Genomic DNA, 13,020 nt, shown 5'->3' with positions numbered 1-13,020 from the left:
TGATCACACTCCTTTTGACAAATACTCATCAAGCATATCATCTTTGATTCGTTTTAATTCAGTACGCGGCAACATTGATAATAGCTCCCAGCCTAAATCTAAGGTTTCAAAAATTGAGCGATTTGTGTAATAACCTTGATTAATATATTCGGCTTCGAAACAATCTGCAAATTTTGCATATATTTTATCGGTATCAGATAAAGCTGAATCGCCTAAAACAACTGCTAATTCTTTGGCTTGTTTACCTTGGGCATAAGCAGAGAACAATTGATTCATGGTAGCAGCATGATCTTTTCGTGTTTTTCCTTCACCGGTCCCTTTATCTTTTAGTCGAGATAAGGATGGCAAAACATCAATTGGTGGTTTGATTCCGCTCTTGTATAAATCTCGAGATAAAATAATTTGACCTTCTGTAATGTAACCAGTTAAATCGGGTATCGGATGAGTCTTATCGTCTTCTGGCATTGATAATATTGGAATTTGCGTGACTGAACCCTTCAAACCGCGTATCCGTCCAGCCCGCTCGTATAAAGTAGCTAGATTAGTATATAAATAACCAGGGTAGCCTCGACGACCAGGAACTTCTCGCCGCGCAGCAGAAATTTCTCGCAAAGCTTCACAGTAATTGGTCATATCTGTCATGATAACTAGGACATGCATCCCTTTTTCGTAAGCCAAATATTCAGCCGCTGTTAAGGCCATTTTAGGTGTCGCGATTCGTTCAATTGCCGGATCGTTAGCTAAATTCATAAATACGACAGAGCGATCAATCGCGCCGGTTTTACGGAAATCCTCCATAAAGTATTCGGCTTCTTCAAAGGTGATCCCAATCCCTGCAAAAACTACAGCAAAATCATCATTAGCATTTAAAACTGCTGCTTGGCGAGCAATTTGAGCTGCCAATTCTTTATGGGGCAAACCTGAACCAGAAAAAACTGGCAATTTTTGTCCACGAACAAGAGTATTTAAATGATCAATCGCTGAAATCCCTGTTTGAATAAATTCATCAGGGTAATCACGAGAAACTGGATTGATTACTTCGCCGTTAATATCTAGATGTTTTTCTGCTAAAACTGCTGGACCATTATCTTTAGGACGTCCTAGTCCATCAAACACCCGGCCAATCATATCTTCAGAAACGGCTAATTCAAGTGGATGACCTAAAAATCGAGCTGTAGATTCTTGCAAATGAATTCCGCTAGTTCCTTCAAACACTTGAACCAAGGCCTTATCTTCACTAATTTCAAGAACTTGTCCTCTTCGAATCTCGCCATTTTTCATACGAATTTCTAACAATTCTTCATACTTGACGCCTTCAACTTTATCAACAGCCATTAAGGGACCTACCACTTCGCTGATTGTCATATATTCTTTAATCATTGGTCATCCCTCCTTTAGCAACTATCTCTTGTAAAATAATTGGTATGCTTTGATGAATATCACTCAATTTTTCAATCTCTGCTTCTGGTAAATACTTACTGCGGGCAACTTTATCTCGCAAATCAGTTGTTCCCTCCATGATTTCTTTCAAGTAGGCACCTAGATCTAGCGCTTTGCGACTCTCACTATAAAAAGTCAAAATATTGTTTAACATTTTAAATTGCTTTTCTCTTGAAGTAAATGTATCCACATCATCAAAAGCATTTTGTTGCAAATAATCTTCGCGAATAGATTTCGCTACTTCCAAAGTTAAGCGATCTTTTTCAGACAGTGAATCAATCCCCACTAAACGAACAATCTCACTTAACTGCGATTCTTCTTGTAAAATTTTCATTCCTTCAGTTACTAAGTCTGACCAAGAAACTTGCATTTGCTGGTCTAAATATAATCCCACTTCATTTGAATACAATGAGTAACTGGACAACCAATCAATTGATGGGAAATGCCTTTGTTGGGCTAGGTTTGCACTCAACCCCCAAAATACTTTTACAACTCGTAAAGTATTTTGCGTGACAGGCTCTGAAGTATCTCCCCCTGATGGTGATACAGCCGAAATTGCAGTAATGGAACCTTCACGCCCATCTGATCCCAGTGCCACGACTCGCCCAGCACGTTCATAATACTCCGCCAAGCGAGAACCTAGATAAGCGGGATAACCTTCATCACCAGGCATTTCTTCCAAACGTCCACTCATTTCTCGCAAAGCTTCAGCCCAGCGAGAGGTTGAATCTGCCATAATTGCTACGTTATAACCCATATCACGGAAATATTCAGCAATGGTAATCCCAGTATAAATAGATGCTTCTCGTGCTGCCACTGGCATATTCGATGTATTGGCAATTAAAATCGTTCGTTCCATCAAGGATTCTCCTGTTTTAGGATCAATCAATTCCGGAAATTCATTCAACACATCGGTCATTTCATTACCACGTTCACCACAGCCAACATAAACTACTAAATCGACATCGGCCCATTTGGCTATCTGATGTTGCACAACCGTTTTCCCAGCACCAAATGGTCCTGGTACAGCAGCCGCTCCACCTTTTACCACTGGAAAGAAAGTATCAATTACTCGTTGACCAGTGATCATTGGTGCTTCTGGATTTAATTTTTCTTTGACTGGTCGACCGCGACGAACAGGCCATTTTTGCAGCATTGAAAAACTTTTTTCACCTTCTTCAGTCGCTAAAACATAAACGGTTTCAGTGATATTAAACTCACCTGAGTGAATTTTTGTAATGGTGCCGCTAACACCATTCGGAACCATAATTTTATGTGTTAGTACTTTCGTTTCTTCTACGATTCCTACTACATCTCCAGCAGAAACAACTGTACCAATTTCTAAAGCTGCTTCAAACCACCATTTTTTTTGATGATCTAAAGCCGGTAATTGGACACCTCGACTCAAAAAATTACTTTGGGTCAACGTTTGAAATTTATCTAAGGGTCGTTGAATGCCATCAAACATTTGAGACACAATTCCTGGACCTAATTCAACCGATAAAGCTTCTCCCGTTGTTTTTACGACTTCCCCTGGTCCAATCCCAGCAGTTTCTTCATATACTTGGATGGAGGCGACATCTTTTCGCATTTCAATAATTTCGCCAATTACCCCCAGCTCTCCAACATAACAAATATCTTGAATTGCTGCGTGACCCATATTTTCAGCCATTACTAACGGCCCAGATACTTTGATTACTCTTCCTTCTTGCAAGCTGTCTGCTCCTTTACAATATATTCATTCCGACTGCTCGTTCTACTTGATCTTGAATCATTTTTTGCCCCAGTCCATCTGTTCCTGCAAAATTTGGAATTAAAACAATCGCAGGGATCATCTCTTCTTCATATCTTTTGACAGTTTCAGGAACCAGTTGCGCAAATTGTTCAGTCAGATAAATGATCCCATAACCTGACTGAGCCATTTCTTCAATATTTTTTCGAATAGCACTTGGTTGTTTATCCGTTCTTACATCAAAATCAAATAATTTGAAAGGCAATACCGAGTCTTTATCGCCAATTGCACCAATTTTATGCGTCATGGGTTACTCGCATCCTTTCCTTAATATCAGATTGATCCATTCCGATTTTTTTTCCAACAACTAATAAACGCAGATTTTTTATTTCAGTTTCTTTTCCGTGCAACAAAGCTAACATTGGTAATGGACCGAAAGCTTCAACTTGATAAGCTTCAAATAAACTTGCCAAATAATCATCTTTGGCCTTTTCCAATTTTGCTAAGTCAACTTTTCCATCTACTACCGCTGAAGCTGCTTCATTTCCATAAGGACTAGCCAAAATAAAATCAGCAAATGTTTGGGGCTGTTCAATAATCGCTAATAAATCTTCTTTGGCGATACTTCCTTGACTAGAAAGAACTGTAGATAGAAAGGCTTTACTTCGTTTTTGACGAATGCCACGACCTAAAATAATTAAATTAGTAAAATCAATAAAGGCTGTGATTTCTGATAGTAGCGCGACATAGCCTAACTTTTCTCCTACTATTTCTTGATTACGCAAAAAATCACGGTCAAAGATAATATCGATTCCTTGTAGACTATTAGACTCTGAAAAATGTGCCTTAACCGCATTTACCGTACCGATAATCTCATCAGGTAAACTATTAGATTGTCCAGTTTTAACCACACTTTTAATTTGTTCTAAAGAATAAAATCCATCATACAAAAATAATTCATCAAAGTTTTGTTCAAGTAATTCTGCCTTCATCAGGGCTTTTAAATTATGATAAGTAAATCGCATCGTATAAATCCATATCACTTCCGGCTCAGGTGCCAGTTCGATTAATTCTGTAATTAATTGATTAAAAGAGTTTTGTAAGCTTTCTTCAAAAGTCTCAGCAAAATCTCCCTGTAAAAATTCCCCATAAAAAGTACTATTTAGCAATTGCTGAACTTCTTTTAAGTCTTTTGCAGCAACTAAACGATCAAACATATCTGGGGTTAACAATTCAAGTTCTTTTAAGCGAATCAGAGGATTTAACTCATGATAGCTATAAGTTTTCATTTAGACCTCCTTAATCCAAAAAGGTTTGTGCCAGTTCGAAGCTTAATGTTTCTTTTTGTTCCTCGATTAATGTTTGATAGAGAAAATTATATTGAATACCTGCTTGATCTAAAATGAACCCCGCTTGATTGGGAATCACTTCATCTGATAATGTTAGTTGGTATTTTAACTGTGCATTTTGGATAGCCAACCATTCTTCGGTGTAAACATCTTTAGTTATTCCACCAGAAATGAATTTCAGCGAGCCAGAAACTGCTAATTTTTTTAATGCTCCATTAGCAAAATTTTGGTGTTCTTCAATTGACCAGTCATTCATGGCTTCTTGTGCGGCAATAAACATTTCATCCAATAATTGTTGTTTTAAATTTAAGTTAGCTTGTTTAGCTGCTACTTGTTGGCGATTTTTTAATTGCTTATTTTTTTCTTCTAATTGATCTAATTGATTTTCATATCTTTTTTTCTGTTCCAATTCAATCTCTTGTAAACTAGCTTGAAATTCTTGCTCAATTCGCATTTTTTCCGTTACTTGAAATTCTGTTTGCTTAAGTTGTGCTTCTTCATTTAATTGATCAATGATTTTTTCAATAGCATCCATTTAAATCGCTCCTTATACTTGACCTACTAATAGGAAAGAAATAACGAAGCCTAAAATGGCATAAGTTTCTACCATTGCTGCATAAATGATTCCCTTTGTTGCGTGCTCAGGTTTTTTAGCCAAGATTTGGATACCCGCTGCAGCCACTTTCCCTTGGGCAATTCCAGAAAATAAACCAGTAAAAGCAATGGGTAAAGATGCTCCTAAATAGCCTAACCCTTGAACAACTGTTAAATCAGACGATAGATTAGTAAAAATTAAGAAGGCAATTACGAACCCGTACAATCCTTGTGTTCCGGGTAATAGTTGTAAAATCAATGATTGTCCAAATTTTTCAGGTTGACTAGTTGTTAGAGCTGCCGCTGCTTCACCGGTCATCCCCACACCTTTCGAAGAACCAATTCCTGAAAAAATTGTTGCTGTTGCCATACCCAAAATCGCAAAAATAATCCCACCACTATTGTTAATTAAATACTCTGTCATTTTGAAATTTCCTCCAATTTATCTTTCTTTTCAATATTGATATATTTTTCCTCTGTTTTCAAAGGCTTGAAGGGTTTGCCTCCACCTTGATAAAATTTGCCGAAAAACTCTACGTATTGTAATCGTGCACCGTGAACATAAGCACTTAATAAGGATAAGAAAATGTTCAAGCCATGCAAGACCAACATTAGCAAAATCCCTACACTAAATTTTGCAACCGGTGGCATATAACCCACCAGCATATTAAACGCTGCGGCGATACTCCCACCTGAAATACCTAAAGCCATCAAACGTGTATAACTTACTAAATCTCCGATATAACCTGTGATGCCGTATAAATCATAGGCCCCACCGGCTAACGCTGCCAATTTTGATTTACTGCCAACCATCGGTAAAACGACTATTGAAAGAGCGCTAATTCCAGCAATAATTATCCCTAAAATAAAGATTGGCGAACTAGTTAAAAGCATCTTCCCAGCGGCAGCAATAATACCGCCTACAAAAATCCCTTGCCAAGCAAAGCCTTGAGAAATAGCTGCCAAATAATTTTTTGCTTTAATATTTTCTGCAGCTGCCAATCCTAAGCCAACGAAAATTTGGATCAATCCGAAAATGATGGATAAAATTAAAATCGTAATTACATCATTACTGGTAGACAATATTGGTTTGTATGGTAATGAAAAACCAAAGAATCCATTATAAATGAGTCCCCATACAATAGTTGGTATGGACAAAATTTGAAAGAATTCCATGAATCGCTTGGTCCCATTTGGTAATATTTGCGATTTTAAAACTATTGTCGTTGCTATCAACATCAATAATCCATATCCAATATCAGCGACCATCATGCCAAAAAACACTAAATAAAACGGCGTGAACCAAGGTGTCGGATCAATTTCTTCATATTTCGGTAGTGCATACATCTCAGTCAGCATTTCAAAAGGCTTAACTAAACGACTATTTTTAAGCTTGGTAGGAATTTCTGTTTCAATTTCAACCAGATTAGGCTCTTCCACGCTTAAATAAACTTCTTCTGTTGCTAACCTTTTTTCCAAAGACAACACTTCATCCTCAGCAATCCAACCTTGCAAAACAAATAAATGGTCTGTTTGGATATAGCTCTTATGGACTAACAATCGATTTTTCTGGGCAAGTAAAGTCTCTTCTGCCCACTCCAATTCATGAATATTTACTCGCTTTTGACCAATCATAGTAGATAATTGCTGTTTTGCTTGATAAACATCATTTTGCTCAGAATGAATTTCAGCTAACTTATTTTTTGGTAACTGGCTTTCTAGATAATCAAACTTCGTGATACTAAAATGAGCGATTAATTGCTTGACGACTGCTTGTTGCTGGTTTAAATAAATTAAACTGAAATTAGTGATTTTCCCATCACTATAAACTTCTTCGAAATAAATTGTTTCTTGCTGTAGATCAGCTTTTAGTTTTTCCCAATTCTCAGTCTCAACTGTTCCTAAAAAAGTTTGACTCGTTTTCAAATTATTTTGCTGTGGAATAACATCTAAATACTGCCATTTAGAAAAAACTTCTTCCTCTACCGTCAATGTTTTTTCTCTTTGATTCAGTTCTGCGAAACGACTGATTAAGTTTTCAATTTCTGTTAATTCAGTCAATAATTTTTCTGGATCAAATTGTTCTTCTAATTGCTGCAAGGTCAAAAATCTGCGTTTTAAATGAATCGCTTTTTCTTTACTGCTACCATGATCTTTAATAAATTTAATACTTTGATGAATAGCTTCAATTTGTTGATCGATCTGTTGAATTTGGTCTTGCTGATCATTTGGTTCAAAATCAGTAAAAAAAGCTTTTACCCACTGATTATTTTCCTTTAAATCGAAAACATCACGCACTTCAACGCCTTGAAATCCTTGAAGGGTAACTAAAATTTCATGGGTTTTTTTATCTTCAGCAATGAGTGTCAGTTTTTTCATTTTACTGACTGCCATATTTTTCTCTCACCCCTTCTAAAATTTTTGTAATTGCTTGCGCCTTAATTAATTCAAAATTTGCTTGATAATGATCCGCTAACTGTTTTTTTTGCTCTTCTAGCTGAAGCGCTTCTTTTTTTAGGTCATCATTCAACTCACGATTTCTCTCAGTTATTTTTTCGTTATTCTTTTTTTGTAAATCTGCTTGTTTTTCCTGTAACAATTGTTGATTCTTTTTTTCAAGTTTTAACAATTCTTTTTTGACTTGGTTCATTTGTGCTTCGTTTCTTTCTTCGGCTGCTTTGATTTTTTCCAGTGCCTCTAGCATCCCGCTCCTCCTTTAATTTGGTTATCTTTTATTTTCATTTTTTTGATGATTTTCGTTTTTTTAATTGAAAACAAAAAAAGGCCGCAAATCTTCAAGTGTTTCTCTCACCCCTTGAGAAACATGATCCTTGAAGCTTACGCCCAACCATTTTGAATAATAAATTCAATTCCATTATAGTATATCAGAAGTTATTAAGAAAAAAAAGGATTCTTATGACAGAGTAGGTTATCTTGCCAAAAAGATTATTTTATGTTATCAAAAGGATAAACCATTTAAAGGAGTTTTATATGAAAAAACCAATCATTGGTATTGTTGCCAACCAACATTATTTAGATAACACAGCTTTTTTTGATCAACCTTTTAGTTATACTCCCCAAGGTTTTATTGATGGTATCCATCAAGCAGGTGGAGTTCCTTTAGTACTTCCTCTTGGTCTTGCCGATTTAGCAGCAGATTATATTGAAAAAATTGATAAACTTTTGCTAGCTGGTGGACAAGATATTACCCCTAGCCTCTATGGGGAAGAACCTCATCCTAAGTTAGGTGCGACTAGTTTGGAGCGAGATTTGTTTGAAATGGCTCTTATCCAAGAAGCTATTGAACAAAAGAAACCAATTTTTACTGTATGTCGTGGCACGCAGATTTTAAATGTCACTTTAGGAGGAAATCTCTATCAAGATTTATCCTTGTATAATGATTGGTCAGTGAAACACGATATGTTCCCAACACCACCTGCTTTTGCTTTACATTCGATTAAAGTAGCAAATAATTCTATCTTAGGAAATTTATTAGCTGAAGAAACACAGGTCAATTCATTTCATCATCAAGCCTTAAAAGAATTAGCTGAACCGCTAAAAGCGATTGCTTGGTCCAAGGATGGTATTATCGAAGCTGTTGAAAGCAAAGATCCTGGTGTGCCGATTTTGGGTGTTCAATGGCATCCTGAATTAGTTCATAAAGCAGACCCTAAAGAGCAGGAATTGTTCAATTTTTTTGTCCAAAAATTCTAAAAAAACGAGCGCCGTCAACTGAATGACGACGCTCATTTTTTTAAAAATTAAAATTATCTGGATCTCCACCTAAACGCTCATTAATGTTTAAGCTATCGATCTCTTTCATATCATCTGGACTTAGTTCAAAATCAAACACATCAAAATTTTCTTTGATCCGATTTTCATGCACTGATTTTGGAATCACAATAATATCACTTTGTAAATGCCAGCGAATAATCACTTGGGCTACACTTTTTTGATGGGTTTCAGCAATTTTCATTAAAGTTGGATTGCTTAAAATTTTCCCTTGTCCTAGTGGGGACCAAGCTTCAACTGCAATATTTTCACTAGCTAAATATTTGCGCAAAGGCTCTTGTGTTAACGTAGGATGAATTTCAACTTGATCAACCATTGGTTTAATTTTTGCAGTTGTCATTAATTCTTCAATATGGTGTTGATGGAAATTAGAAACACCAATTGCTTTTGCTCGACCACTTTCATAAACTTCTTCCATCGCTTTCCAAGAATCGTTAAATTTACCTGGAACTGGCCAATGAATCAAGTATAAATCAACATAATCTAAACCTAATTTTTTCAAGCTTTCATCAAATGCTTGATGTGCTGTTTCATAGCCTTGATCAGCATTCCATAATTTTGTAGTAATAAACAGCTCTTCCCGTGATACGCCAGATTGGCGAATACCTTCACCAACTTCAGCTTCATTCTTATAAATTGCCGCTGTATCGATTAAACGATATCCTGCTTGAATCGCCCATTTTACCGAATTAATTGCATCTTCCGGATCTACACGCCAAACACCTAGACCAAAACGTGGCATTTCTAAACCATTAGCTAATTTTTTTGTTTTTTCCATACAAAATTCCTCCTCCAAATCTTTCAACTATACTTTATTTTGAAGAAAATCTTTTATTTGGTCAAATATTTTGATTATTTTTCCCGATCATTGCGCATAATTGAAAATGATTGGCGCAAGGCACTCACCATGCCACCTTCACTATAAACCAATACATTTGATTTATATAACTGAGCTGAAAATAAGTTCAATAAAATGGTGAAAACAATCAAGACAACTAAAGAGATTACAGCCCCAGAAAGACTCACTGTATCTGTCGACAGTCTCAGTGGCATACTATATGAGGAAAGAAATGGAATATATGCAGTGACCTTTACAATAATATTGGTTGGATTGGCTGCCCCCATAATGATATTTAGCATATAACCAATTAATGAAAGATACATCACTGGCTGTATCGCCTTTGCAGTGTCCTCAGGTTTGTTAACTAAAGAACCACATAAAGCAGATAATACTGCATAAAGTAAAATTCCGAAAATCATAAAGGCCAGCATAATGATTGTGTTTACGCCAAACAAATGTTTAAAGGTGACATTATTAGCTATCCCAGCAATAAAATCGGTATTTTTAAATTGCTGATAACCCACAACAATGGCGACACCGTAAATAATTAATTGGGTCAACGCAACTAGTAAAACGCCAATAAGCTTCCCATAGTAATGAGTTTTAGCCTTCATACTGGATAATAAAACTTCCATAATTCGAGTCCCTTTTTCTGAAGCAATTTCTTGTGCAATAATTGAAGAATAACTCATAATAAAAATAAACATAATAATAGTTGTTGCAAAACTAATCCAATATTGCGCGCCGGTATCAGCCTCATCAACTTTCATTTTACCATCTTCAAAATTCACACGTTTTGCTTGAAATTGCCCGGGTTCAATAATATGAGCGACTTGTTGATTGTTGATATTTAACTGACCAGCACGTAATCCCAACTGCAATTGATTAGTTATTTGTGTCAGCGCACCTTCTGTGGTCGTACCTAATGATGAAGTACTATATAGGGTACTTTGAACAGTATCATCATCTTTTGTATCGATAACGAAATAAGCATCAATTTTTTCATTCTCCAATTGATTTTGTGCTTGTTTCTTTGAATCCATTACTTTGAAATTAAAATCCTCTGACGATTGGCTTTTTAATTGTTCTGCAACTGCCGGCTGATTACTAATGATACCAATTTCGTTAATATCATTTGTATTACCAAAGAAATGTTGTGCCAAATAAAAGATACCCATTAGCAAAAATGGTGCCAAAATCATGATGACAAAAGCTGTTGATTTAACATTTTTTTTGTAAACGTCTTTAATAATAATTCCCATTTTACTCATGTTGGTCACCTGCTTTCCATTTGAATATCTCTTCTAAAGTTGGTGGTTGCTGATTGAACATTGGAATATAGCCATTTTCAGTTGCTTTAGCGAAAATATCTTTGCCAATTTCCGGATCAGACAAAGTTAAATCAAAAGTTCCATCTTCTTTTTGAACAATTTTTTCAACACCAGCAAATTCATCCAATTCCGCAGCTGTTAATGAAGAATCTAGATACAGTTTCGTTCGTCCAAAAGATTCACGAATTTCATGAACCTTACCATCTAAAACAGTTTGGCCATTCCGTAACATAATTAAATTGTCACAAATTTTTTCGACATTATCCATATTATGACTAGAAAAAATAACACATGAACCTTTACCTTTTAACTCAATGATGCCATCTTTTAATAGTTCCGCATTCACTGGATCCAAGCCAGAAAAAGGTTCATCCAAAATAACTAATTTAGGCTCATGAATCAAAGTAGCGATCAATTGAACCTTTTGCTGATTCCCTTTTGATAAGGATTTAACCTTATCTGTTTTCTTACCTTTTACTTGGAATTTTTCCATCCATTCATCAATTTTTGGTACAATTTCAGCTTTTTTCTTGCCTCTTAAAGCGGCAAAAAACAATAATTGTTCTTCAATCGATACTTTTGGATACAATCCTCGTTCTTCTGGTAAATAGCCAATGATGCTATAATCCTTCTCAGTTAATGGTTGTCCGTTCCATAATATTTTCCCGCTATCTTTTGCTAAAAAATCTAGGATCAAACGAAATGTTGTCGTCTTACCGGCACCATTTTGTCCAATTAAACCTAAAATTTTCCCATCCTCAATCGTTAAAGATAAATTATCTAACGCTTTGAAGTCTCCAAAAGTTTTACTAAGTTGCTCCACTTGTAACATTCTTCCCACTCCTTCATTTATAAACTCGAAAACAATAATGCGAAACCAACACCAATCACGGCTCCGATGACTGCGCCAATAATCAGTAAAATAGATTGGTCGCGAATAAACGATTGCTTTTTAGCAAACTTATCTGGTTGGTTGTAATATCTTGTACGATCTCGGTAAAACAATTTATAAAACAACATCGTTGCAAAAATACCAATCGGAAAAAAAACACCAAAAAGCCCAAAAAAAGCAATGAATAATAATAATCCGTTAGGTACCGGCCACTCAGCTGCTTGAATAAAACTAATTGCTACCAGTACAATAAAGCCGAACAGTGCATAAATCAGCGAGCGCAAAAAATTATAGCGCCATTCCAACTTAAATTTTTCACGATAGCTTTCTTCGTCGGAAAAAATACTAGGTGTATCTTTATCAGCAGAAAAAAAATAATATTTTTTTCGGAAATCACTGACTTTTTGCCAACCACTTATTTGATACATCTCTAAATACTCTGAGAGATCTTCTGATTTACCAGAAAAATAATCAACTGCATACTGCCGGTTTTGTGGAACGCCTTTCTTGAAAACTAAAAAGCCAAAAATATTTAACTTCTCAAACTCCCAACCTTTAGCAGCTTGTTTTTCAAGGCGAAGCATTTCTTTTTCTGGATAAAAGGCCACACCTAAGCTGAGTAAATATTTCTTCTCAAACAACCCCATTAACCTTCGCCTCCTGCATCAGATAGTAATCTCTCACCGAATTGGTAAAATAATTTTCGTCGTCGGACGTCTTTTCGTAAAACTTCTTTTCCACTATCTGTAATTTGATAGATTTTCTTTCGATCAGTACTTTCTTCCAAAGTAATGTAACCACTTTTGGTTAATTTTTTTAAAATCGTATACATACTAGCGGGCCCGATCTCAAAATTTCCCTCAGTTAAAGCACTGACTTCTTTCATAATGGCATAACCGTGTTGTGGTCTTAATAAAGCCAACAAAATTAAATAGTTCGAATCTGTTAATGCTTCATCCATCTTTTCACCTTCTCTATATCACTCACTGATATATCTCTTAACGATATATTATCGAATGATATATATTTTGTCAATTTATTTTTAATTT

Annotated in this window: 14 protein-coding genes and 1 other annotated feature; of the genes, 1 reads left to right on the top strand and 13 read right to left on the bottom strand. The window is 35.7% G+C overall.

From position 1 onward, the window contains the following. Positions 1-3 precede the first annotated feature (3 nt). Genes KUA55_RS02560 through KUA55_RS02525 form a run of 8 tightly spaced genes read right to left on the bottom strand, consistent with a single transcriptional unit; the run spans position 4 to position 7,819 of the window. Positions 4-1,380, bottom strand: a complete 1,377-nt coding sequence (locus tag KUA55_RS02560) for a V-type ATP synthase subunit B (protein WP_218324602.1) — start codon at positions 1,378-1,380, stop codon at positions 4-6. Further along, positions 1,373-3,154, bottom strand: coding sequence for a V-type ATP synthase subunit A (locus KUA55_RS02555; RefSeq protein ID WP_218324601.1), 1,782 nt, complete (start codon positions 3,152-3,154; stop codon positions 1,373-1,375). The genes KUA55_RS02560 and KUA55_RS02555 overlap by 8 nt, the downstream gene beginning before the upstream one ends. A gap of 13 nt (positions 3,155-3,167) precedes the next feature. Then, complete coding sequence (locus KUA55_RS02550) at positions 3,168-3,479, bottom strand: V-type ATP synthase subunit F (protein ID WP_218324600.1); 312 nt, start codon at positions 3,477-3,479, stop codon at positions 3,168-3,170. After that, positions 3,469-4,461, bottom strand: a complete 993-nt coding sequence (locus KUA55_RS02545; RefSeq protein WP_218324599.1) for a V-type ATPase subunit — start codon at positions 4,459-4,461, stop codon at positions 3,469-3,471. Before KUA55_RS02545 ends, KUA55_RS02550 begins: the two co-directional genes overlap by 11 nt. 10 nt (positions 4,462-4,471) lie before the next feature. After that, entirely contained in the window at positions 4,472-5,056 is a 585-nt protein-coding gene (locus KUA55_RS02540) for a hypothetical protein (RefSeq protein WP_218324598.1), read from the bottom strand. A 12-nt stretch (positions 5,057-5,068) separates the two neighbouring features. Beyond that, positions 5,069-5,539 (bottom strand): V-type ATP synthase subunit K, encoded by a 471-nt coding sequence (locus KUA55_RS02535; protein WP_218324597.1) that lies wholly within the window; start codon positions 5,537-5,539, stop codon positions 5,069-5,071. Beyond that, a complete protein-coding gene (locus KUA55_RS02530; protein WP_218324596.1) occupies positions 5,536-7,509 on the bottom strand; it encodes a V-type ATP synthase subunit I in 1,974 nt (657 codons plus the stop codon). Before KUA55_RS02530 ends, KUA55_RS02535 begins: the two co-directional genes overlap by 4 nt. Further along, positions 7,496-7,819 (bottom strand): hypothetical protein, encoded by a 324-nt coding sequence (locus tag KUA55_RS02525; RefSeq protein ID WP_218324595.1) that lies wholly within the window; start codon positions 7,817-7,819, stop codon positions 7,496-7,498. Before KUA55_RS02525 ends, KUA55_RS02530 begins: the two co-directional genes overlap by 14 nt. A 97-nt stretch (positions 7,820-7,916) precedes the next feature. Beyond that, positions 7,917-7,965, bottom strand: a sequence feature (sodium ion sensor (DUF1646 type); this cis-regulatory element may regulate processes involved in with the transportation of sodium ions). A gap of 141 nt (positions 7,966-8,106) precedes the next feature. Between KUA55_RS02525 and KUA55_RS02520 the strand changes: the two genes are divergently transcribed. Further along, positions 8,107-8,829: a gamma-glutamyl-gamma-aminobutyrate hydrolase family protein gene (locus KUA55_RS02520; protein WP_218324594.1), complete on the top strand. Its 723-nt coding sequence runs from the start codon at positions 8,107-8,109 to the stop codon at positions 8,827-8,829. Between the two features lie 40 nt (positions 8,830-8,869). Here KUA55_RS02520 and KUA55_RS02515 read toward each other — a convergent pair whose 3' ends face one another. The 5 genes from KUA55_RS02515 to KUA55_RS02495 form a co-directional block, all read right to left on the bottom strand. Next, positions 8,870-9,685: an aldo/keto reductase gene (locus KUA55_RS02515; protein ID WP_218324593.1), complete on the bottom strand. Its 816-nt coding sequence runs from the start codon at positions 9,683-9,685 to the stop codon at positions 8,870-8,872. A gap of 74 nt (positions 9,686-9,759) precedes the next feature. Continuing rightward, positions 9,760-11,019, bottom strand: coding sequence for an ABC transporter permease (locus KUA55_RS02510; protein WP_218324592.1), 1,260 nt, complete (start codon positions 11,017-11,019; stop codon positions 9,760-9,762). Next, positions 11,012-11,911: an ABC transporter ATP-binding protein gene (locus KUA55_RS02505; RefSeq protein WP_218324591.1), complete on the bottom strand. Its 900-nt coding sequence runs from the start codon at positions 11,909-11,911 to the stop codon at positions 11,012-11,014. Before KUA55_RS02505 ends, KUA55_RS02510 begins: the two co-directional genes overlap by 8 nt. A 17-nt stretch (positions 11,912-11,928) precedes the next feature. Beyond that, positions 11,929-12,618, bottom strand: coding sequence for a DUF2812 domain-containing protein (locus tag KUA55_RS02500; RefSeq protein ID WP_218324590.1), 690 nt, complete (start codon positions 12,616-12,618; stop codon positions 11,929-11,931). Next, a complete protein-coding gene (locus tag KUA55_RS02495; protein WP_218324589.1) occupies positions 12,618-12,932 on the bottom strand; it encodes a PadR family transcriptional regulator in 315 nt (104 codons plus the stop codon). Before KUA55_RS02495 ends, KUA55_RS02500 begins: the two co-directional genes overlap by 1 nt. Between the last annotated feature and the right edge of the window lie 88 nt (positions 12,933-13,020).

This window comes from Enterococcus alishanensis (assembly GCF_019218635.1).
Classification (GTDB): domain Bacteria; phylum Bacillota; class Bacilli; order Lactobacillales; family Enterococcaceae; genus Enterococcus_A; species Enterococcus_A alishanensis.
The sequence above is the reverse complement of the archived record's forward strand: the minus strand, read 5'-3'. Positions and strand labels throughout refer to the sequence as shown.